General features: G+C 35.0%; 23 protein-coding genes and 1 pseudogene. 6 read left to right on the top strand and 18 right to left on the bottom strand.

Features of this window, described 5'->3' with window-relative positions; all coding sequences use genetic code 11:
- The 5 genes and pseudogenes from HNR52_RS05830 to ptb all read right to left on the bottom strand — a co-directional run.
- Window positions 1-678 (bottom strand): annotated as a pseudogene (locus HNR52_RS05830) (3-methyl-2-oxobutanoate dehydrogenase subunit beta); the annotation flags it as partial.
- A 13-nt stretch (window positions 679-691) separates the two neighbouring features.
- Window positions 692-904 carry a 4Fe-4S binding protein gene (locus tag HNR52_RS05825; RefSeq protein ID WP_041592174.1) on the bottom strand — a complete coding sequence of 71 codons (213 nt, stop codon included), beginning with the start codon at window positions 902-904 and terminating at the stop codon, window positions 692-694.
- 31 nt (window positions 905-935) lie between these two features.
- Window positions 936-2,003, bottom strand: a complete 1,068-nt coding sequence (buk, locus tag HNR52_RS05820) for a butyrate kinase (protein WP_435619959.1) — start codon at window positions 2,001-2,003, stop codon at window positions 936-938.
- A gap of 19 nt (window positions 2,004-2,022) precedes the next feature.
- Window positions 2,023-3,093 carry a Glu/Leu/Phe/Val family dehydrogenase gene (locus tag HNR52_RS05815; RefSeq protein WP_435619958.1) on the bottom strand — a complete coding sequence of 357 codons (1,071 nt, stop codon included), beginning with the start codon at window positions 3,091-3,093 and terminating at the stop codon, window positions 2,023-2,025.
- A gap of 34 nt (window positions 3,094-3,127) precedes the next feature.
- Window positions 3,128-4,033 (bottom strand): phosphate butyryltransferase, encoded by a 906-nt coding sequence (gene ptb, locus HNR52_RS05810; RefSeq protein WP_435619957.1) that lies wholly within the window; start codon window positions 4,031-4,033, stop codon window positions 3,128-3,130.
- A 655-nt stretch (window positions 4,034-4,688) separates the two neighbouring features.
- On the opposite strand from ptb, the gene HNR52_RS05805 reads away from it, so the two are divergent.
- The gene (locus HNR52_RS05805) at window positions 4,689-5,834 is read left to right on the top strand and encodes an amidase domain-containing protein (RefSeq protein ID WP_435619956.1); all 1,146 of its coding nucleotides are present in this window, start codon (window positions 4,689-4,691) and stop codon (window positions 5,832-5,834) included.
- Between the two features lie 28 nt (window positions 5,835-5,862).
- Here the strand turns inward: HNR52_RS05805 and HNR52_RS05800 are convergent, their stop codons facing one another.
- The 4 genes from HNR52_RS05800 to HNR52_RS05785 all read right to left on the bottom strand — a co-directional run bounded on the left by HNR52_RS05800 (window position 5,863) and on the right by HNR52_RS05785 (window position 7,838).
- Window positions 5,863-6,066, bottom strand: coding sequence for a hypothetical protein (locus HNR52_RS05800; RefSeq protein WP_435619955.1), 204 nt, complete (start codon window positions 6,064-6,066; stop codon window positions 5,863-5,865).
- Complete coding sequence (locus HNR52_RS05795) at window positions 6,059-6,334, bottom strand: YkuS family protein (protein ID WP_013788403.1); 276 nt, start codon at window positions 6,332-6,334, stop codon at window positions 6,059-6,061. Before HNR52_RS05795 ends, HNR52_RS05800 begins: the two co-directional genes overlap by 8 nt.
- 53 nt (window positions 6,335-6,387) lie before the next feature.
- Window positions 6,388-6,708 (bottom strand): hypothetical protein, encoded by a 321-nt coding sequence (locus HNR52_RS05790; protein WP_013788404.1) that lies wholly within the window; start codon window positions 6,706-6,708, stop codon window positions 6,388-6,390.
- A 119-nt stretch (window positions 6,709-6,827) separates the two neighbouring features.
- Window positions 6,828-7,838, bottom strand: coding sequence for a glycosyltransferase (locus HNR52_RS05785; protein WP_435619954.1), 1,011 nt, complete (start codon window positions 7,836-7,838; stop codon window positions 6,828-6,830).
- Window positions 7,839-8,013: 175 nt separating this feature from the next.
- On the opposite strand from HNR52_RS05785, the gene HNR52_RS05780 reads away from it, so the two are divergent.
- The gene (locus HNR52_RS05780; protein WP_435619953.1) at window positions 8,014-8,928 is read left to right on the top strand and encodes a M23 family metallopeptidase; all 915 of its coding nucleotides are present in this window, start codon (window positions 8,014-8,016) and stop codon (window positions 8,926-8,928) included.
- A gap of 37 nt (window positions 8,929-8,965) precedes the next feature.
- Entirely contained in the window at window positions 8,966-9,373 is a 408-nt protein-coding gene (locus HNR52_RS05775; RefSeq protein ID WP_013788407.1) for a bactofilin family protein, read from the top strand.
- Window positions 9,374-9,387: 14 nt separating this feature from the next.
- Here HNR52_RS05775 and HNR52_RS05770 read toward each other — a convergent pair whose 3' ends face one another.
- From HNR52_RS05770 to pdxR, 4 genes are all read right to left on the bottom strand, one after another.
- A complete protein-coding gene (locus HNR52_RS05770) occupies window positions 9,388-10,932 on the bottom strand; it encodes an S-layer homology domain-containing protein (RefSeq protein ID WP_013788408.1) in 1,545 nt (514 codons plus the stop codon).
- 109 nt (window positions 10,933-11,041) lie between these two features.
- Window positions 11,042-11,575 carry a spore coat protein gene (locus HNR52_RS05765; RefSeq protein WP_435619952.1) on the bottom strand — a complete coding sequence of 178 codons (534 nt, stop codon included), beginning with the start codon at window positions 11,573-11,575 and terminating at the stop codon, window positions 11,042-11,044.
- 11 nt (window positions 11,576-11,586) lie between these two features.
- Window positions 11,587-11,769, bottom strand: a complete 183-nt coding sequence (locus tag HNR52_RS05760; protein ID WP_013788410.1) for a spore coat protein — start codon at window positions 11,767-11,769, stop codon at window positions 11,587-11,589.
- A gap of 85 nt (window positions 11,770-11,854) precedes the next feature.
- Window positions 11,855-13,288, bottom strand: coding sequence for a MocR-like pyridoxine biosynthesis transcription factor PdxR (pdxR, locus tag HNR52_RS05755; protein WP_435619951.1), 1,434 nt, complete (start codon window positions 13,286-13,288; stop codon window positions 11,855-11,857).
- A 107-nt stretch (window positions 13,289-13,395) separates the two neighbouring features.
- Between pdxR and iadA the strand changes: the two genes are divergently transcribed.
- Window positions 13,396-14,565 carry a beta-aspartyl-peptidase gene (gene iadA / locus HNR52_RS05750; RefSeq protein ID WP_435619950.1) on the top strand — a complete coding sequence of 390 codons (1,170 nt, stop codon included), beginning with the start codon at window positions 13,396-13,398 and terminating at the stop codon, window positions 14,563-14,565.
- A gap of 45 nt (window positions 14,566-14,610) precedes the next feature.
- On the opposite strand, the gene HNR52_RS05745 is transcribed toward iadA, so the two are convergent.
- On the bottom strand, window positions 14,611-15,579 hold the full coding sequence (locus HNR52_RS05745) for a polyprenyl synthetase family protein (RefSeq protein WP_435619949.1): 969 nt from the start codon (window positions 15,577-15,579) through the stop codon (window positions 14,611-14,613).
- A complete protein-coding gene (locus tag HNR52_RS05740; RefSeq protein WP_435619948.1) occupies window positions 15,580-16,125 on the bottom strand; it encodes a Gx transporter family protein in 546 nt (181 codons plus the stop codon).
- 120 nt (window positions 16,126-16,245) lie between these two features.
- Here HNR52_RS05740 and HNR52_RS05735 point away from each other — a divergent pair, with 120 nt between their 5' ends.
- Entirely contained in the window at window positions 16,246-17,979 is a 1,734-nt protein-coding gene (locus tag HNR52_RS05735; RefSeq protein WP_435619947.1) for an FAD-dependent oxidoreductase, read from the top strand.
- 68 nt (window positions 17,980-18,047) lie between these two features.
- Here the strand turns inward: HNR52_RS05735 and HNR52_RS05730 are convergent, their stop codons facing one another.
- The 3 genes from HNR52_RS05730 to HNR52_RS05720 all read right to left on the bottom strand — a co-directional run bounded on the left by HNR52_RS05730 (window position 18,048) and on the right by HNR52_RS05720 (window position 20,377).
- Window positions 18,048-18,617: an ANTAR domain-containing response regulator gene (locus HNR52_RS05730; RefSeq protein ID WP_013788416.1), complete on the bottom strand. Its 570-nt coding sequence runs from the start codon at window positions 18,615-18,617 to the stop codon at window positions 18,048-18,050.
- Between the two features lie 13 nt (window positions 18,618-18,630).
- On the bottom strand, window positions 18,631-19,965 hold the full coding sequence (glnA, locus tag HNR52_RS05725) for a type I glutamate--ammonia ligase (protein ID WP_013788417.1): 1,335 nt from the start codon (window positions 19,963-19,965) through the stop codon (window positions 18,631-18,633).
- A gap of 130 nt (window positions 19,966-20,095) precedes the next feature.
- Window positions 20,096-20,377 (bottom strand): hypothetical protein, encoded by a 282-nt coding sequence (locus HNR52_RS05720; RefSeq protein WP_435619946.1) that lies wholly within the window; start codon window positions 20,375-20,377, stop codon window positions 20,096-20,098.
- Between the two features lie 162 nt (window positions 20,378-20,539).
- Here HNR52_RS05720 and HNR52_RS05715 point away from each other — a divergent pair, with 162 nt between their 5' ends.
- Window positions 20,540-21,409 carry a hypothetical protein gene (locus tag HNR52_RS05715; protein WP_013788419.1) on the top strand — a complete coding sequence of 290 codons (870 nt, stop codon included), beginning with the start codon at window positions 20,540-20,542 and terminating at the stop codon, window positions 21,407-21,409.
- The last annotated feature ends 97 nt before the right edge of the window (window positions 21,410-21,506 follow it).

Here is a 21,506-nt window from a genome sequence, read left to right as displayed (position 1 = left end):
TTCTATGTTGTGTTTTTCTAATATTTGTGGGTCTAATTCTAATGAGTTTATGATGTTTCTTTTGTTTCTCATTCCCATGCCTGTTGTGGCCCATGGTTTTTCTTCTATTTTGTTTTCTTCTTTTTTTAGCATGTCAAAGTCTACTGGTTCCATCATTTGCCCTAACATGCCGTCTCCTAATATCATTACAGGGTTTCTGTATTTGTCAGCTATGTGGAATGCTTGTTGTACTAGTTCTGCCATTTCTTGTATTGTTGATGGTGCCAAGACTATGAGTTTGTAGTCTCCATGTCCTCCGCCTTTTGTGGCTTGAAAGTAGTCTGATTGGGATGGCTGTATTCCGCCTAATCCTGGTCCGCCTCTCATTATGTTGGCTATTACGCATGGTACTTCTGCCCCTGCTATATATGATATTCCTTCTTGCATTAGGCTTATCCCTGGGCTTGATGATGTGATAAGGACTCTTGCTCCCGCTCCTCCTGCTCCGTATACCATGTTTATTGCTGATACTTCGCTTTCTGCTTGTAAGAATACTCCTCCTACTTCTGGCATTCTTTTTGCCATGTACGCTGTTACTTCGTTTTGTGGTGTTATTGGATATCCGAAATAATGCCTGCACCCGGCTTGTATTGCAGCTTCAGCCAGCGCTTCATTTCCTTTCATGAGTACTTTTGCCATATCTATCCCCCTCTTATTTTATAACTGTTATGACTGTGTCTGGGCACATTATTGCACAAAATCCGCAGCTTATGCATTTTTCTATGTTTTCTTCTTTTATCATGGCTGGGTGGTATCCTTTTATGTTTAATTTGTCTTTGTCCATTTCTATTATGTGTCTTGGGCATGCTTCAACGCATAGTTCACAGCTTTTGCATAAGTTTTCGTTAAATATGACTTGCTTCAATCTCATCATCTCCATCATATTTTATATTACCTTATTCATACACTTTTGCTTCTTCTTCTCCACTTAAGACACGGTACGCTCCTTCGGCAAGTGCTTGCATCTCATCTTCTCCTGGATAAACATACACAGGAGCTATAAAATTAACTCTACTTGAAATGCGCTTTACAAAATCTTCATTGTATGCTATACCACCTGTAATTCCTATAGCATCAACTTTGTCGTTTAAAGCTACAGCCATCGCTCCAATCTCTTTTGCTGTCTTATACGCCATTGCATCAAGAATCAATTCCGCACTCTTATTGCCATTTTCTATCATTCTGTATACTTCTTTTACGTCATTTGTATTAAAATGTGCTACTAAACCGCCACCACCCAATATCTTCTTTTTCATTTCTTCAAGAGTATATTTGCCACTGTAGCACAATCTCACAAGTTCCAATGACGGAAGTCCTCCTGCTCTTTCAGGTGAAAATGGCCCCTCCCCATTTAAAGCATCATTTACATCTATTACATAACCATGTCTATGAGCTCCAACCGAAATTCCTCCGCCTAAATGTGCAATTATAAGGTTGACATCCTCGTATTTCTTTTTTAAATCAGAAGATAAACGCCTTCCAATGGCTTTTTGATTTAATGCATGAAATATGCTGGATTTTTGGATTTCAGGTATTCCCGTTATTCTGGCGACATCGTCTAATTCATCTACGACAACTGGATCAACTATAAATGCAGGTATACCGTGATTTTTAGCTAATTCGTATGCAATAATTCCTCCAAGGTTTGAGGCATGTTCACCTCTTTTAGCTTCTTTTAAATCTGATATCATTCTTTCGTTTACAATGTAAGTACCACTTTTTATCGGCTTTAATAGACCGCCTCTTCCGACAATTGCATTCAATTTTTCCATGGAAAAATTCTTTCTATGAAGCATTTCTAAAATAGCATTTTCTCTAAATTCCAACTGTTCAAATATAGTTTTATATTGACTAAGCTCAGAAACGCTATGTCTCAATGTTTCTGTAAACAAAGCTTTTTTATCTTCAAAAACTGAAATCTTTGTTGATGTAGAACCAGGATTTATTGCAAGAATTAAAAACAAAAGAATTCCCTCCATAAGCTTAAACTTTTTTTATGAAATTATCTCTAATTCCCGCTATAGTTTTAATTCTTTCTTCAGCTACCATATCGGCAGCAATACAAGTTGGAATATTTTCTTGCTTTGATTTTTGTATGACTTTTTTTACATTGTCATATACCATAGAAACTTTTCTCATTGCCCGTTCTTTGTTATAACCAGATGGATGTAATTCCTCAGCTACATTTATGACACCACCTGCATTGATAATAAAATCAGGTACATAGAGTATTCCTTTTTCTTGTAGGATTTCTCCATGTTTTTCTTCCTTCAATTGATTGTTTGAAGACCCTGCGACAATTTTACATTTTAGATGCGGTATTGTCTCATCATTTATTACAGCACCAAGTGCACATGGTGCAAATATGTCACAATCAACACCGTATATATCATCAGGTTTTACATACTCAGCATTAAATTCACTGGCGGCTCTTTTTACATTATCTTCAAAAATATCTGTGATTATTAATCTTGTTCCCACATCATGCAAGTATTTTGCTAAATTATATCCAACATTCCCAACACCTTGAATAGCAACTGTTTTACCGCTTAATTCAGTAGTTCCAAATACTTCTTCACAAGCTGCTTGAATGCCTCTAAACACCCCGTATGCTGTAAAAGGAGACGGATCACCACTTTTCTCAGCAAGTCCCGCAACATAATTTGTCTCCATACTTATATAATCCATGTCTTTCATATTTGTCCCAACATCTTCGGCGGTTATATACCTTCCATTAAGCCCCTCTATAAACCTGCCTAAGCTTCTAAATAATGCTTCACTTTTATCCTTTCTTGGATTTCCAATTACAACAGTTTTTGCGCCACCAAGATTTAGACCAGCGGCCGCATTCTTGTAAGTCATGCCTCTTGCAAGCCTTAATGCATCATTTATCGCGTCTTCCTCTGTATCATAAGTCCACATCCTGCATCCACCTAATGCAGGACCCAATGTTGTATCATGTATTGCTATCACAGCTTTTAGATCAGATGTTTTATCATAACACAATACAACGTTTTCATAGTCAAACTCTCTCATTGTTTTAAATAATTCCATACAAATCACTCCTCTTAATTAATATTTTAAGCAATTATATGTTTTTATCTGATGCCACAATTGAAGCAAGCAATATTGAATTAAATTTAGATTCTTTGGAGTCAGATCTTGATGTTAAAATAACCGGTTTTTTTGCTCCAACGATTATTCCAGCTATCCTTTTATTTGCAATAAATGTGATAGCCTTGTAAAGCATATTGCCAGCTTCTATATCAGGTACGATGAGAATATCTGCATTACCTGCAACAGTGCTAATTATACCTTTGTGATAAGCCGACTCAATAGAAAGCGCGTTATCTAATGCCAACGGCCCATCTACTATCATGCCTTTAAATTGACCTCTATCGCTCATCTTTGCTAAAATTGCAGCATCAATCGTCGCCTGCATAGCTGGATTTACCATCTCTACAGCAGCAAGTACAGCTACCTTTGGATCGCGTATACCTAACTTTTTCGCCACGTAAGCTGCATTGTATATTATATCAATCTTTGCTTTTAAATCAGGTGATATGTTCATCGCTGCATCGCTTAAAAGCATTAATCTATTAAACGAAGATTCAAAAACAGCTACATGACTTAGTAATCTATCTGACCTTAAATCAAATTCCTTGTCTAAAACGGCTTTTAATATTACTGATGTTGGCACCAATCCCTTCATAATCATGTCTGCTTGCCCATCACTTACAAGTTTTGCTGCCGCTCTACAAGCTTTCTCATCATCCTTTACATCTATAATCTCATGATCTTTTAAAGGCATCGAAATAGAAAGTGCAAGTCTTTCTATCTCTGACTTATCCCCTACTAAAACAGCTTTTATTATTCCTTTTTCATAAGCATCTTTCACAGCTAAAAGCACATCGACATCAGCCGCTTGTGCAACAGCCACGATCTTGGGATTCAAATCTTTAACTGCCTCATACATTTCTTTAAAACTCTTCACCAAAAGCACCTTCCATATTTTCTCTATACTTATATTTTAAAATAGCGAGAAAAATTATTATTTTATAAATGTTTATTTTATAAATGTTTATTGCTTAAAATTTTTTAATTCTTACAATTTATATTTAATATATTCTCCATTTATTTTAAAATTCCTTCTTAGTTTTATAAAATTTTATAACTTTTATAATGCAAAATTGGGATTCCATCTCATGATACGTCCTCATGGTACGTCATAACCATTTGACTTATCAATAACCATCACTTAAAGCAATGTATCTCACACCGTGGAAAAACTTTTTCCAAATACCTTCTCATTTCAATATAATCTCTCTAAAGACAAGAAAGGTCTTTAGTGCCTATGCATAATTTACTTTAATAAATCATTTAAGTTTTTTCTTTCTAAGTTGAAATTTCTCTCAATAACAATCTTGTTGTTTGCCTTATCCAAAAATTTTTCCCTTTATCCAATTACATTACCATCTTTTTAAAACATACCTTTTACAACATATAAGTGAAAAATCTATATAAAATTTATCTTCAAAGTCTACAGGGACATTTAAAACAAAATGATAATACATTGAATGTTACATAGAATTATTTATTTTATTTGTACATATTATTTACTATAAATGATAGGCAGGAGGGGATATTTATTGCTATTTAAAAAGTATCATAAAGTAGCAATTCCTATTTTATTATTAATAGCCATAAGCATCTGGGGAATATTGTTTTTCAATAAAACATTATCTACTGTAGCAGACAACAAAGAAGAAATAAAGCCCTTTTTAGATGCTTTCTTTGAGTCAAGAGGAAGTGTACTTTTAAGCGGAAATATTAAAGACATAGAGAAATATTACGATGTTGCTAACACATATGGCAAATGGGCTCTTGAACATGAAAAAAGAAGAATTGATTATGTAAAAGGATGGTCTGAAAAAAGAAATCTTAAATTCGTAGAATCACAATCAATTTATAGAATCAAAAGTTTAAAAGTTGGCGAACAGTCTATATGGCTCTATTTGGTAGAGACGATGAAGATGGGCTACGAGTACAATGTAAAGCCCGATTTAATAAATTACATGGGACTGGGAATTCGACATTCCATTCAGTTGGTTAAAATCAACGGCAACTGGGTGATACGCCGCGATTGGTACTACGATCCATTAGATGAAGATTCAGCATTTATAGATATTAGCCCTGCTGACGGAATAGCCACAGAAATATCGCCAACCAATACTACGCCTGCAGGTGATAGTCAAAATCAGAAAAAAGGAAATTACGATAGAGAAGGCGCTGTAAGGTATGCTGATACATACGCTGGTGCTGCATGGGGTAGCGGAAATAACTATGAATACAACAAAAAATACAGAGATTATAATGGCGTTGGTGGCGACTGCACAAATTTCGCTTCACAAGTCTTGTATGAAGGCGGTGGACTAAAAATGGACTACGTCTGGAACTTTAATGGCCGTGACTCTAGTACAGCATGGGCACAAGCTCCTGCACTCTTTAACTACCTTATATACAATGGAAAAGGAAGGCTAATTGCACAAGGTACATACACAAACATGGTAAAACCATCGGATTCACACCCTGCAGGAGCAATACGGGAACTTAAAAAGGGTGATCTCATTTGCTATGAAGAAAAAGGTACAATTGTTCATTTTGGCGTTGTAACAGGTTTTGATTCTTACGGAATTCCTGTTGTAAACACACATACATCTGACAGATACCATGTTCCATTTGATTTAGGATGGGATAAAAAGGTTATTTATAGATTCATTCACATAAATGATTAAAGAGAGGCCAAATCCTCTCTTTAATCATTTATGTCTGATCAAGGCTCGTAAGAACATCATCAAAAACGTCTATCCTGCATTTTTGATTTTTTAAATCCCAATGTGTACATATTTCACAGCTTCTTGATGATGAGTCTGCTATAGACATCATTGAAGCCTTGCCTAAAGAATCATCATAGCTAAAATCAGGACACATTTCACCTACCGCTTTTAACTGATCTCTGTTAGCCATTTGTATCACCGCCTGTACTTCTTTTTATTGCACTTTCTATGTCTTCTGGTGTCATTCCAGTTGCATCAATTATTGGCGATTTTGTGTACGTATTTTCAAATCCAAGCATGTCTTTGTGCTGTCCTGTTATTACAATTGCATCATAATCATTGACGTTAATACCGCTTAAATTGCTATCTTGCTCAAGATTTACTACATTATATCCTTTACCAGTAAGGTATCTTTTTACATTTGAAAGCTCTCTTTCAACGGCTATCTTTTTCCCCATTAAAAACACCTCCAATAGCGAATACATAATTATTATTAGTTTAATGTACCTTTTTATTCGCATAGGAGGACTATTAAAAGCGATAAAAACATTAAAAACGCGGCTGCCATCAATAGCACTTTTCCCCATTGTGTCATATAAATAAAATCATATCTTTTTTCAGGAAGTTCAAGGTTTCTAAATATTCTACTGATAGTCCTCATATCGTTAAACCAATATGATACGTACAAAAAACCTCCAATAAGCCCCACAATACATCCGACAATAAAAAAATAATTGCTGTAACTTACATACGTAGAATGTATTCCATTTAAGGCAATATTAACAATAACAGTAATAAAAGATAAAATTATACCAAGTAAAATACCTTTCAAACTAACAACTCCTAAATATCTTAGTATCTACTTTTTTCTCTTTTGAATAATTATATCATATTTTTCTCGAAGATTATTACCTCATTTAATCTTTAACAAGTGTATAAGTCAAATCGAATTTATTTATATACCAAATAATATCTTATAATTCTATCAGCGTATTCTGCTCTTTTATCCCATGAATTTTCTCGCGCTACTTCCATAAGCTTTTCTTTTTTCACGACGCTAACATTTTCGATGGCTTTCTTTATCAAATATGCAAATTCTTCCTTATCATTGGCAACGTAAATGCCATCGCATTTTATGATAGATGGCAATTTGGAAGAAACGATTTGTTTTCCGGCGCTTAAATATTCATACATTTTTATTGGATCGGCACCTTCAGTCATTGTTGTAACTTTAAAAGGAATTATAGTCACATCAAAATACTGTAAATAATTTGGTAGGACGTCATATTTTTTCTCTCCCAAATAAAAAATATTCTTTCTAATAGGCACTTTTTTTGTATTCAAATTAGGACCAATGTACACGAAATTATACTCAGGACATTTTAAAGCAATATAATCCACTAAGTCCCAAGCTATCCACGTCGCCAATGCTCCTATATATCCAACTATAGGTTTATCACCAGGTAAATCAATAGGTCTTTCTGAAAAAATTTTGCTTGCTTTCTTAAAATGATCAAAATCCGCACCATTTGGCAGCAAAAATGTCCTTTTATTGACTTTAATATTTATATTAAATAGTTTTTCAGATGAAGCAAATACTATGTTGGCAGCTTTCTGCACTTCTTCAAAATTAAGTTTCCACTCTGTAAATTCTTCTGAAGGATAATCTATAGAATCAAATATCACATATTTTTTCTTGAACATTTTTAGAAAATTGTAATTTGGAGGATATGATATCCATACTATAGGAATTTCTCTAAATTTTACACTACCAATATCTACACCATTTACAATGTATAAATTTTTTCTTACTTCTATTATTCCTCTATTGTAGCTGTCATCAAAAGATTTATTAACGTAGTAAACTGTATAATTCCTTTCAGACATACGACTCAATAGCTGCTGTGGCCTCTGATAAAGCCAGTTAAAATTAATAGTAGGTGGGTATATAATCGTCGCCATACAAATACCTCCTGTGAAATTTTTATTTTGTACTCATAATATTCAAAAAAACTATATTTCGCTAATTTTAAAAACCCTCAAATTGATTGTTAATTTATTATCATAGCAGGAATTTTGAACTTTATGTAGAATATAGTTAATTGGCTATTTTATGAAGGAGGTGTTACTGGATTAAATGCATATAAAAAATAAAGATGAGTACATAAATATCATGGTTGTACCAAACTCTAAAAAAGACATAAAAAGCTTTAAAATAAAAAGATCTGCTTTAAAAGCTTATATATTTGCAGCGGCAGTGCTTTTGATAGGCTTGTTTTCAACCTTTTTTTATTTTGCAGGAAAATACGCATATCTTTACGCCGCAGTTCATGAAAAAGACAAGATAATCGCAGAAAAAAATCAAAAAATAGCAGAAATGCAGGACTTAAACCAATCTCAAGGCAAAAAGATCGCCATGCTTAATGATAATGCCAAGAAGTTAAGTGACAAGATGAAAAGTCTTGACGAGTTAGAGCAAAAAGTCAGGCGAATGGTAGGACTAAGTTCACCAGAAACGAGCCGTGGCGGCATAACACGTGATTCAAGGGATTTAACTTTAGATGAAAAAACCACAAATGAGCTTTCAAGCGAAATAGATAATAAAACATATGAATACAAAACTCTGATAGATGATATAAGCAAAAGATTGGATTATCTCGCATCGCTGCCATCATCATATCCTGTTGTAGGACCTATAACATCACCATTCGGAAGTCGCACATCCCCTTATGGAGAAAGCTCAGAGTTTCACCCTGGAATAGACATTGCCGTAGGATACGGTACACCTGTTAAAGCGGCGGGCAAAGGCATTGTAACCTATGCAGGATGGCTTTCCGGATATGGAAATGTAGTCATGATAAATCACGGTTATGGAATCACTTCTGTTTACGGTCATAATTCTCAACTGTTAGTAAGAGTAGGACAAACTGTAAACAGGGGTGATGTCATAGCAAAATCAGGTAGCACAGGTCGCAGCACGGGGCCACATGTGCATTTTGAAATAAGGCTAAATGGCAATCCAGTCGATCCTATGAAATATCTTACCAAGTGACGTATGATAGTTGCCAAAACCCAAAAGGAGGTGTACTATGTTTCAAAGAAAAGATGCTAATACATTTGATGTAAATACTGATAAGATCGATACAATAATTGGCAAAAACACAAAAATAGAAGGAAACATTTCTTCTCAGGGCACTATGAGAATCGACGGATTAGTTACTGGAAAAGTTGAAGTAGAAGGCAATTTAATTGTCGGTGAAAATTCAAAAATAGAAGCTGATGTAAAAGCTGACAATATTTCAGTTTCAGGAGAGATAGTCGGAAATCTTACAATAAAAAATCAAGTGCAGATAACATCCACTGGAAAAGTATACGGTGACATAGAGGTTCAAAATCTCATTATTGACGAAGGCGCAATATTTGATGGAAAATGCAAAATGAATAAAAAAGCAGAAAAGAATGCCGAAACTCAACAAAAGAAAAAAGATGTAAAATAAGGAGCTAAAGCTCCTTATTTTTTTAGAAGTCTATGAAGTATCGCTGTAGCTTCTGCCCGCGTCGCAAAATTTTTTGGCATAAAGTGATATGTATCGTATCCAGATATAATCCCCCTATTTGACAAAGCGATGATATCGTATTTAGCGAAGCTGTCGTTTATATCAATAAATGAACTACTAGAATACGGCTTGTAACCGTAAGCTTTAGCAATTATAGCAGCGATTTCTTCTCTTGTTATGTAGTTATTAGGCCTAAAGCTGCCATCGTCGTAACCACTTACTATTCCAAGTTTTTTCGCTGTCGCTATGGCATCTCTTGCAAAACTCTGCTGCGTATCCCAAAATCCTTCACCAGGCTCTTCACTAATTCCCATTACTCTTAAAAGCAATGTAACAAATTCTGCTCTTGTTATGTAATTATTAGGTCTATATGTACCATCACCATACCCGGAGACATATTTAAGCATCGCCATATCGTTGATATCATCCCTCGCCCAGCTTGCAAATATGTCTCCAAAATAATCAACTGTATTGCCTTCAATAGCTGCCCAAAAATCCTGGCTTTCGTAACCAAGCCTCCAGAAAGATATGCTGTTTATCCCCACTGATGAAAGATAATCTAATTTTAGCTTAAAACTGTAGGAATTTTCAAACCATACTGTATGCTTTACTCCATTTTTGTAATAAATATAGTACGGTTCTTTATATACATTATTCCATAAGGCATTGCCACCGTACATGCCAATCAAATTTTTTACATCATCTTCAGTAACAGAAGTCGTACCAGCCGAAGACCAATCATATCCATATGCCGGAAGCCCCATAACTATTTTATCCTTATCAATTGTAGACAAAGCATAGTTAGTAACATTTTGAAGCCAATCAAACGAGCAAATCGGACCGCTGCTTCCACCAGACCAATGTTGATCGTAAGCCATTATAATAATTTTATCAGCTACTTTGGATATTGCCGCATAATCAAATCCTCCCGCCCAAAAGCTCGATGGGCTGTCCGCAGTCATAGCAGGTATAGCAACAGTAAGCATCAAATTGCTTGCTGCCAATTTTGATTTCAAATCCGATAAAAACTGGTCGTAGTTTTGTCTGTCGTTGTATCCAACATTTTCAAAATCAATATTAACTCCTTTGTACCCTCCACTTTTTACTGCACCTACAATGTTATCAATCAAATTATTTCTGGCAGATACATTAGTTAAAACCGAATGTATCAAGCTATTGTCGAATGTCCCTCCCCGCATGTTGTGAATAAGCAAAAGAGGTGTCACATTATCTTTTACTGCTTCATCTTTTATCACATCATTTTCAGTACCATTTAGATTACCATTTTCGTCAATCCCATAAGTAAACGTTATTACATAATTGATGTTTGATTCATTTTGTATAAAAGAATCGTAAGAACTATTATCTGCATCGTAATCATGTGTCGCATAAGCATATACAATTCTTGCTGACGCGCTGGTTTTAGCGAAATTAAATAAAAACAAAGATAAAACTATAAAAGCTGCTATAAGCATAACAAAAAATTTCTTTATATGCATGCCAAAATCCCCCTTGTGCATTTTCAATATATATGATAACATTGGCAAGCATATATCTTCAACCGTATAAATTTCCCACAAAAGTAAATGAGGCCCATAAAGGCCTCATTTATCCTTGAAACATATTTCTGGTATTAACAATATCCTGTTGATTTGCATTGCTTACAGGATACCACCCTTTTTGTTTCATCAAATTGAATATCTCATAGTGGACATCGTGTTCTTCATTTAGTATATTCTTGATGTTGGAATATACATTTTGATTTGCACTTTCTATACAAGCGCTGTTGTAAGATTGTAGCAGCAATATTTCTGACTTTAGACAATCTGCAGTTATGTCTTTATCAGTGAGCGGCGAAGTTTGAGATAAACTCGCTGTATAAGCTTGATTCTTACCGCTTGCACTGTTTAGATTCTGCATCGTGGTATTGTCGATCGCCCTGCTTATGCTACCTACCGGCGAATAATCATTAGGCATACCTGTAGCATTTATGCTGCCAGTTGTAGTAGCATTTGTCGACACATTTTTTAAATTGGAATTTGTATATGAATCTATCTGTTTGCTAATACTGCCACCTGACATATCCGGCATAGCTGCTGAATTCATGGCAGTAGTATTTACCTTTGCACTTTTTCTACCCATCTATATCACTCCTATTTCAATAAATTTAATAAAGAGTTGTAATGATTTTGATGCACATTTATATTTTTTTGAAACACATTTTTAAGCTGTGGATCTGTCACTTGATTCACAGCCGTCTGATACTTCTTTATTATCAATTGCTCTGATGCAAGTTCATCCGAAATATATCCAAGTTCTTTTTGAGTTAATGCCATATTTTTACCTCCTCCTCAGTTATTTTTGCATATTTATTATTTGTAGTTGCTTTTTTTTAATTCAAAAAAACGCATTAAAGCGTTTTTAAACGATTGGAATATATTCACTATTTCCCGCATCATCAATATCTTTAATGACTTCTTCAATAGTTAGTATGCCTTTTCTTATTTTATCTACTTCACACGACGCGTAGCTTAATCTTATATGCGAATCATCTATTTTATTAGAAAAGAATATACTTCCTGGAACAATAGAAACATTTCTTTCAATACATTTTAAATATATCATTTTTGAAGAAATATTTTCTTTCAATTTTATCCAAAAATAAAACCCTCCATCTGGAATATTAATCTCAAAATAGCTATTGTCAGCCAAAAGACGTTTCATCTCATCAAACCTATTCTTCATGGTATTTTTAAATACTTCTACATGTTTTTTCCACATTCCTTCTTTCAAATAGATCTCAAATGCTCTTTGCATCAAACCGGAAGTTGATAAATCTGTAACATATTTGGCTTCAGCAAAAGAATTTATAAGATTTTTAGGAGATAATATAAACCCTAATCTCAATCCCGGCATATATATCTTAGAAAAACTTTTTATATATATTACCCTATCGTATTTGTCATAGGCTTTTAATGGCAAATGCTTATTATTGCTGAAGTTTAACTCATTTGAAAAATCGTCTTCCACAATATAAGTATCATACTTGTATGCAATCTCGATGAGTTTTTTCATCTTTTCCACGCTGTACGAAATTCCTGTTGGATTTTGAAAAACCGGCATTGTGTAAATCAATTTTGGTTTGAAAATCTTCAGTTTCTCCTCCAACATATATACATTAATTCCATCATTCTCAAGTTCTATATCCACAATTTCAGCACCTCTTGATTTAAAAGATGCTATGGCCCATGAATACGTAGGTGACTCAACAAAAACACAATCACCAAAATTTATCAACGCTTTTGATACAACATCTATCCCCTGTTGTCCGCCTGAGATAATTTGTACATCTTCGTAATCAATGCTTACCTCATCTTTCTTTATGAACTCTGCAATGACTTTTCTAAGTGGCATGTATCCCTTTGTATCTTGATATTCAAATGCGTATCCACCATCTCTCTCCAAAACTTTGTTTATAATTACTTTAAAATCTTCAACCGGAAACAGCTCAGGGTTTGGAGACGATGAAGAAAAATTTATCATGTTTTTATTTACAAGTATCTGTCCATGTTCCAAAGCTTTTATGTCTTCGATAGGCATTTCTGATTGTCTAACAGTCTCAGATACATACGTTCCACTACCGACTCTTTTTTCTATATACCCGTTTGCCTCAAGTAGCCTATACGCATTTATGACAGTAACATTGTTTACACCCAACTCTTTAGCTAATGAACGTATGGTTGGCAACTTGTAACCTGGTGGGATGCTGCCATTTTCAATATATTTTTTAAATTGATTAAAAATCTGTATATAAAGTGGAGTAGTCTTATTTTTATCTACTGAAAAATTCACCATCTTCAACACCTCTCAATTTGTTTCGATACAATTTAATGATAACATAAATAATAACGATTTTGTACAAACTAATTTGCAAGAAAAAAACTGTATAGAAGGTGAAAAAAATGTTCTTATTATTAAAAGGTGCAGAAGTTTATGCACCAAAATACATCGGCAAAATGGACTTACTTACATGTAACGAAAGGATTGTCAAAATAGCGAAAGACATCCATATAAGAGATCTTCCCGAACTTTCAACCATCGACTTAAGCGGGCATATAATTCTGCCTGGTTTTATTGATCAACATGTGCATATTGCAGGCGGCGGTGGCGAAGGAGGTCCTGCAACAAGAACCCCTGAGATAAAGCTAACAGAACTCACAAAAGCTGGAATCACAACAGTTGTGGGACTTTTAGGTGCAGATGGCATAACAAGAAGCATGACAGAATTGCTGGCAAAAGCAAGGGCATTGGAGGAAGAAGGCCTTACCACGTATATATACACAGGTGCTTATGAGCTTCCTACGAGAACACTTACTAATAGCGTCAGATCTGACGTAGCGATAATTGATAAAGTGTTAGGCACTGGCGAAATTGCCATTTCTGATCACAGATCAGCTCAGCCAACAGAAGAAGATCTTACAAAACTTGCAGCAGAAGCCAGAGTTGGTGGGCTCTTAGGAAATAAACCAGGAATTGTACATTTGCACGTTGGCGATGGCATAAGAGGTCTTACACCTATTATAGACATCGTCAAAAATACTGAAATACCAATCACACAGTTTATTCCAACTCATGTAAATAGAAATGGTCATCTTTTTTCACAAGCGATGGAATTTTTAAAGATGGGAGGCCGTATCGACTTAACATCAGATATAAAACCTGATGAAAACTCCAAAACTGCACTTAAACCAATAGATGCAGTAAGAAAAATTGTAGAAAACAATCTTCCGTTAGATAACGTGACCATGAGCTCTGACAGCAACGGAAGCATACCTGTATTTGATGAAAACAAAAAGCTTATTAAAGTCATGGTTGGCAGTACATTAACGCTTTATAGAGATTTAAAAGAAATAATTGCAAATGGTGTCTTACCACTTGAAGCTGCCATAAAAATAATAACTGAAAATGTGGCCAAAGTGCTTCTTCTATACCCTAAAAAGGGCTGCATAAAAGAAAATTCTGATGCCGATTTGGTAGTTCTGGACAAAAATTTAAACATTTCATCAGTCATAGCAAAAGGCCAATTTATGATTAAATTCCATGAAATCGTAAAAAAAGGCACATTCGAGTAAAAGGACATTTTTTTGAAAATGTCCTTTTATCATGCTTATCAAAAATCAATGATTCCTCTTCAATACATCATCAGCAATATCCATCATTAAGCTTTTCTGCTCACAATCTGGTATGACTTCCAAATACTTAACAGCTTTTTTTACATATTTGAGAGCAAGTTCTTTTGCATAGTCTATGCCGCCACTCAACTTTACTTCCTTTATTATGCGGTTTACATCTCTTCTACTTAAATCTCTCTTCCTCAAAATCCCCTTAATTACCTTCTTGCGATCCGTTTTAAGCGCATAGATAAGAGGCAATGTGTATATTCCGTTTAATAGATCACTGCCTAAAGGCTTTCCTACAACTCTTTCTACACCTTCGTAATCAAGAATATCATCGACAATCTGAAATGCCGTACCTATTTCTAAACCAAAATGCCGCATAGCTCTTATCATTTCTTTTGGAAGTCCTGCCTGCGATGCACCAGATTCACAGCTAATTGCAAATAATAAAGCAGTTTTTCTATAAATTCTTTTTAGATATTTTTTAATGCTCAAATCCAGATTATATCTATTATCAAATTGTTCAATCTCTCCCTCACAAATAGCCTTAACGCCCTTCGCAATTAATTTTAAATTTTCTTTTGAAATAATATCAGCTATCAAATTAAATGCTTGGCTAAATAAAAAATCGCCAGTAAAAACCGCTGTTTCTTTACCGTATTTGCTTTGAACCGATTTTTGTCCACGCCTCATCTTTGAATCATCAATGATATCGTCATGTATAAGCGTGGCCATGTGCATTATCTCTATAGAAGCTGCTATTGGAATGATTTTCTCCTCACTGTATTCGCCCATTCTGGCAATAGCGATGACAAGAAGGGGTCTTATCCTTTTGCCCCCAGACAAAACCAAATCGTCAATCGCTTTTTTTATGGTTGGAGAGTTAGTCTTGACATTTGCCAAAATAAATTCATCTATCTTTTTCATATCTTCTTTTACAAACTCATATTTGTCAAACAAAACAAACACCTACCACTTAGAATCGTATTTAACATTTTTGATGTATTTTTTAAAATAATTAGCCACAAGTCCTGTAAAGACACCCATTATGATTCCAGCAATCATAAGCACAGGTAAATAGGAGAATATAAGAAAATTGTTTATGATTAACGCCGCAACAAACAATTGACCTACATTGTGGGCAACAGAGCCAAAAACACTTACACCAACTAAGCTAAAGTATTTGCTGTATCTCTTGTAGACAAAAAACATAATACATGCACTCAAAATACCACCGGATACACTGTACAAAAATGACGTTAAATTTCCGACAAGCAATTGTGCCAACAATGTCCTCAGAGTGACCACAATAAGGGATTCTTTAAATCCAAACATCAATATCGTTACTAAAGTAACTATATTAGCAAGCCCGATCTTTATCCCTGGAACAGGGATTGGAACGGGAATAAAGCTTTCAACTATATTCAAAACTAAAGCTTGTGAAACCAATATAGAAACATATACAATTTTCTTAGCAGACAGTTTTATGCCCTCCAATCCTATAAAACACATCATAATTTATTATATTTGTTTTTTTATATTTAATCAACTGATATCATTTACTGTAAAATTTTTGTTTGTTAAATAATTATGCTATAATCAAGATGATAGATAATTTTAACAGGAGGTTTTTATATGAGCGTCAAAGTAATAGTGTTGGGCGGCGGATTTGGAGGAGCTACTGCTGCACAAAAGCTTGATAAATATTTGCTTAACGACGATGTGGAAATAATGCTTATCGAAAAAAATGATAGTCAGACATACCTTACAGAGCTACATGAAGTGGCTGGAAATAGGATAAAACCTGAAGGTGTAAAAGTTTCATTAAAAGAAGCATTGGAGTACACACGCGTTAAGATTGTGCAAGATGAGATAGCCAAAGTTGACATAGAAAACAAGAAGTTGTACTCAGAAACATCTGAATACGATTATGATTACCTTATAATAGCTTGTGGAAGTGAACCAGCCTATTTTGGAATTCCTGGCATGAAAGAGCACGCTTTCACGTTGTGGTCTTTAAAAGACGCTGAAAAAATAAACAAGCACATTCGCGAAATGTTTAAAAAGGCACAATATGAAACTGACAAGCAAAAGAGAGCAAAAATGCTTACATTCATAGTCGGTGGCGGCGGTTTTACCGGAGTTGAAATGATAGGTGAACTCATGGAATGGGTAAATAGGCTGTGTAAAGAATACAAAATCCCAAGAAATGAAGTTAAACTATCTCTTGTGGAAGCATTGCCTAAAATCTTACCTACAGTCAGCAGAGAAAATTTAGTTCAAAAAGTAGTAAATTTCCTCAACAAAAACGTGGTAGAAGTCAAGACAAATTCCATGATCACCAGCGTTACACCAGATGGTATAACATTAAAAACAGGAGAAAAAATTCCTACAAAAACGCTAATTTGGACAGGCGGCATTCAAGGAAATAGCTTCGTTGCCAATATTGGGCTTAATACAGATAAAAAAGGAAGAATCGTAGTAAATAAATACATGGAATCATCTAATCCGTACGTATATGCTATCGGCGACAGTGCCTCATATGTAGGAGAAGACGGAAAACCTATGCCTGCTTTGGTTGAATCTGCTTTGCAGTCTGCAGATGCCGCCGCATACAATATTGCCGCTTCCATTAAAAATACGCCAAAGAAAGAACTTAAACTAAATCTTCACGGAAATATGGTATCCGTAGGAAGAAGGTTTGCGATTGCCGAACTATCTGGCATAGGTGGACTCTCCGGATACCCAGCTACATTTATGAAGCACATTGTAAATATGCATTATCTATTTGGCTTAAGTGGTCTCGGCATGTGTGCTCAATATATAAGAGATCAGTTTATAGATGTGCCTGATAAAGGCAAATTAAGCATAATTGAAAACCATGTAGCTGTTACTACAAATATGTTCTGGCTATCCCTTATGAGGGTTTTCTTAGGTTTAATGTGGATAATAAGTGGCATACAGCACATACAAGAAGGATGGCTGTCATCAGTTAAATTATCCGCTGGTGCGTCTTCAGCTCCAATGCAAAATGTCCCTGCCTGGTATGGCTGGTTTATGGAAAAATTCATATTTCCTCATGCTATATTCTTCCAGTCACTAATAACATTGTCTGAAATAGGCATTGGTCTTTTGCTTGTTGTAGGACTATTTACGTTTATTGCTGCACTTGGAACCATATTCCTTCATATTAATTTCTACCTATCAGGTATGGCGACATTCAACAACTGGTGGTACGTCATAACTGCCATAGCCATAATGGGCGGCGCTGGAAGAGCATTTGGTCTCGACTACTATGTAATGCCTTGGCTTTCAAAAGTATTAAAGCATTGGGTTAGAAGGAAAAAACTAAAACTTAATGTATTTTAATAAAGAGGCTGTAGGAATTCTCCTATAGCCTTTTTGCTATTAAAAACATATTTGTGCTTAAGCTTATTTTACGAGTATTTAGTCAATATTCTCTCTGCTATGACTTCCATAGGAAGAGTTGAGTCCATGCTCATCTTCCTCATCAGTGTGTAAGCCTCATCTTCATCTAATTTTTTTACTTTCATTAAAAGACCTTTAGCTTTCTCTATTTTCTTGCGGGCTTCTATTTGTTTCTTTAAACTTTCTATTTCATTTTTTAAAGACAAATATTTCTTGTGATTTTCTATCACAAATTCAGTCAAACTTAATAACACTGCTTTATCGATTGGTTTTAGCAAATAAGCGAATACCGAATAGTTTTTTACTTCCTCGATAAAGCCTCTTTGAATGGTCTGCGTCATCAATATGACAGGTGCTACATTGTCGCTATCTATTATATGCGCTACTTCATAAGCATTCATTCCCACAATACCCATATCTACCAAAACAAGATCAGGCATCAAGGAGCGAGACAGCCTAACTGCGCTTCCACCATCTCTCGCTTCATATACCAGATGTCCACTGGACAAAAGCATTCCTTTAAGTGTGCTTCTGCTGTAGTCATTGCTATCAGCAATTATGATGCGCCACTGACTCATGAAAACACCTACCTTAAAACTTAGTAAGGTATTGGTCTATCTCCCACCTTGTGACGTAAGTCCTGTAGGAATCCCACTCAGACCATTTTGCCTCAACATATTTGTTGTATATGTGTTCACCTAACGCATTTTTTATTACTTCGTCTTTTTCTAAAATGACTAAAGCCTCTTCTAAAGAGTCAGGCAATTTTTCTATGTTTAACTCTTTAAGTTCATTTTCGTCCATCTCATAAATATTTTTGTCAACAGATGGCGGTGGCATTATCTTATTTTTTATGCCATCAAGTCCTGCAGCTAACGAACAAGCTAATGCTAAGTACGGATTATTGGAAGGATCAGGTGATCTAAGCTCTATCCTTGTTGAATTTCCTCTTTTAGCAGGTATCCGTATGAGGGGACTTCTATTTCTTCCGGACCACGCAATGTATACAGGAGCTTCAAAGCCTGATACAAGCCTTTTGTATGAATTTACTGTAGGATTTGTTATAGATGTTAATGCTTTTGCATGTTTCAAAAGGCCTCCAATGTAGTAATAGCAATCTTTACTAAGACCCATCTGGTCGCTTGGATCGTAAAAAGCATTTTCACTGTTTTTCATGAGTGACTGATTCAAATGCATACCAGAACCTGCAATGCCGTACACAGGTTTAGGCATGAACGTCGCATGAAGTCCGTGCTTTTGCGCTATTATCCTTACTACCATTTTAAATGTCATGACATTATCTGCCGTTGCAAGCGCATCATCATATTTAAAATCTATTTCATGCTGCCCCGGTCCTACTTCATGGTGTGATGCCTCTATTGCAAATCCCATTTCTTTTAGTGTAGAAACCATTTCCTTTCGAGCGCTTTCTCCTAAATCAACTGGTGCCATATCAAAATATCCTGCTGCATCCTGAGTGATTGTAGTAGGATTTCCTTTTTCATCTGTCAAAAACAGATAAAATTCACATTCTGGTCCCACATTCATAGTGTAGCCTAATTTTTTTGCTTCTTCTAAATTTTTCTTAAGAATATACCTTGGATCACCTTCAAAAGGCGTACCATCAGGATTGTATATATCACAAATAAGCCTTGCCTCCACACCACTTGTTGTCCTCCATGGGAATATTACAAATGTATCGGTATCTGGCCTTAAATACATATCAGATTCTTCGATTCTAACGAATCCGTCTATTGATGATCCGTCAAACATTATTTCGTTATTTAAAGCCTTATCAAGCTCCTCAATAGGAATCGAGACATTTTTCATGACGCCAAAGATGTCACTAAACTGCAAATGAATGAACTCAACACCACGTTCTTTAGAAATCCTCAATACGTCTTCTGCACTGTATTTGTTTCCCATAGCAATCCTCCTTAAATTAAAAATAGGTGTACTCAATTAAGGACTCTATCTTCCTTCATTGAGGACACCATTGCCCATCTAAAAGTATGACTTTACAAAATTATAACACATGAAATTCAACATAACAATATCATTCGTCCTTTTTTTCAAGCTCAATATCTATTCCATCTATAACACCAGATATGAGATTGAAAATCCATGTCCCAAAAGCACTAATTAGCGCCAGCATCACCCCATAAATTATGCCAAATATGAGTCCTCCAAAGACACCTGAACCAAAGAATCTAGCATCTCCTATACTCCCGAATAGACCCCCAATTAAACCTAAAACAGCTCCAATTATAACACCGTATAACAATGTGAACTTAAAGACAGAAAAAACAGACACTTTTTTGATTTTATAGTTCCACATACGCACTCTCCTTTCATGTAGCCTTTAGCTACTACGTTATAATTATATTATACCATAATTTTCTTATGCAAGTACAAAAATTTACAACCTTACAAATTTTAAAAAAATTATCTGTTCATTAAATTAAAACATCCTGGCAATACTATCTATTGAGGTGATTCTATGAAAAAATATCGTAAAATTGTCTGTCTATTATTGATATTTATTTCAGTATTTCAGCTTTCTGCTTGCAAGAATAAACAAAAAAAGCCCATTCCGCAGAAAAAACCCAGCACGACTCAAAAAATGTCTACACCGAAAGAGCTTGCCAAAATCGAAAGCGACATCGACACAATAATAAAAGAAGCTAAAAAACTTAAAGAATCCCAAAGTGGCAAAAGCGCTCAACAATCAACCACAACATTAGCGCCTCAGGATAAAAAGCAAAGTTCATCAAAAAGCCAAGGAGGCGGAAAATCTAATGAAAAAGGTGCTAATAAAAAACAGCAAAAACAGTCACCAGAAGAAAAATCGTGGAGCACAATAGATAAAACCGTAAAAGATATACATACAAATTGGAATGTTTTAAGCCCTATTGCTACAAAAGCTGGAGCCAGTACCGATTTGCTGAACAATGTAAGCACAGCGATAAATATTCTAACGACAAAGTCTTCCAGTAAATCATTAGATGATACAATGATCGCTGCAAATAATGTCTACAAATTTGTGCCTGAAATCGAAAATTACTTTAAGACGACATCCCCTCCTGACATTAAAAAGCTCAGATTTTACAGCAGGGACATTGAGTTTAATTCATCTTTAGGCAAGTGGGATATTGCATTAAAAGATATAGATGAGATAAAAGCGATTTGGAAAAACATAAGGATAAAACTACCTAAAGACGCTAAAAACGCCTCAGATAAATTTGATGCAGGTCTTAGCGAATTAGAAAAAGCTGTACAATCAAAAGACGGAACCATCACTAAAATCAAAACAAGCGTTTTAGAGACAGACATTAAATCGCTTGAAAAAGCATCAAAGTCACAAAAATAACCTCTTTTAGGGGTTATTTTTGTATAACCTTATTTTATTGACTTCATATAATAATAATGATATATTTTAAATAACAAAATTACTTTATTGCACTATA

It is taken from the genome of Thermoanaerobacterium thermosulfurigenes (genome assembly GCF_051201035.1).
GTDB classification, from domain to species: Bacteria; Bacillota; Thermoanaerobacteria; order Thermoanaerobacterales; family Thermoanaerobacteraceae; genus Thermoanaerobacterium; species Thermoanaerobacterium thermosulfurigenes.
This window is presented reverse-complemented; position numbering and strand designations above follow the sequence as displayed.

What these genes read in the sequence shown, in the direction of transcription:
- HNR52_RS05715 (WP_013788419.1), top strand. Translation starts at nt 20,540, where the DNA reads ATGAAAAAATATCGTAAAATTGTCTGTCTATTATTGATATTTATTTCA.
- HNR52_RS05795 (WP_013788403.1), bottom strand. Translation starts at nt 6,334, where the DNA reads ATGGGGAAAAAGATAGCCGTTGAAAGAGAGCTTTCAAATGTAAAAAGA.
- HNR52_RS05765 (WP_435619952.1), bottom strand. Translation starts at nt 11,575, where the DNA reads ATGGGTAGAAAAAGTGCAAAGGTAAATACTACTGCCATGAATTCAGCA.
- HNR52_RS05800 (WP_435619955.1), bottom strand. Translation starts at nt 6,066, where the DNA reads ATGGCTAACAGAGATCAGTTAAAAGCGGTAGGTGAAATGTGTCCTGAT.
- HNR52_RS05775 (WP_013788407.1), top strand. Translation starts at nt 8,966, where the DNA reads ATGTTTCAAAGAAAAGATGCTAATACATTTGATGTAAATACTGATAAG.
- glnA (WP_013788417.1), bottom strand. Translation starts at nt 19,965, where the DNA reads ATGGGAAACAAATACAGTGCAGAAGACGTATTGAGGATTTCTAAAGAA.
- HNR52_RS05735 (WP_435619947.1), top strand. Translation starts at nt 16,246, where the DNA reads ATGAGCGTCAAAGTAATAGTGTTGGGCGGCGGATTTGGAGGAGCTACT.
- HNR52_RS05770 (WP_013788408.1), bottom strand. Translation starts at nt 10,932, where the DNA reads ATGCATATAAAGAAATTTTTTGTTATGCTTATAGCAGCTTTTATAGTT.
- HNR52_RS05760 (WP_013788410.1), bottom strand. Translation starts at nt 11,769, where the DNA reads ATGGCATTAACTCAAAAAGAACTTGGATATATTTCGGATGAACTTGCA.
- pdxR (WP_435619951.1), bottom strand. Translation starts at nt 13,288, where the DNA reads ATGGTGAATTTTTCAGTAGATAAAAATAAGACTACTCCACTTTATATA.
- iadA (WP_435619950.1), top strand. Translation starts at nt 13,396, where the DNA reads ATGTTCTTATTATTAAAAGGTGCAGAAGTTTATGCACCAAAATACATC.
- HNR52_RS05785 (WP_435619954.1), bottom strand. Translation starts at nt 7,838, where the DNA reads ATGGCGACGATTATATACCCACCTACTATTAATTTTAACTGGCTTTAT.
- HNR52_RS05720 (WP_435619946.1), bottom strand. Translation starts at nt 20,377, where the DNA reads ATGTGGAACTATAAAATCAAAAAAGTGTCTGTTTTTTCTGTCTTTAAG.
- HNR52_RS05740 (WP_435619948.1), bottom strand. Translation starts at nt 16,125, where the DNA reads ATGATGTGTTTTATAGGATTGGAGGGCATAAAACTGTCTGCTAAGAAA.
- HNR52_RS05815 (WP_435619958.1), bottom strand. Translation starts at nt 3,093, where the DNA reads ATGGAATTATTTAAAACAATGAGAGAGTTTGACTATGAAAACGTTGTA.
- HNR52_RS05780 (WP_435619953.1), top strand. Translation starts at nt 8,014, where the DNA reads ATGCATATAAAAAATAAAGATGAGTACATAAATATCATGGTTGTACCA.
- HNR52_RS05730 (WP_013788416.1), bottom strand. Translation starts at nt 18,617, where the DNA reads ATGAGTCAGTGGCGCATCATAATTGCTGATAGCAATGACTACAGCAGA.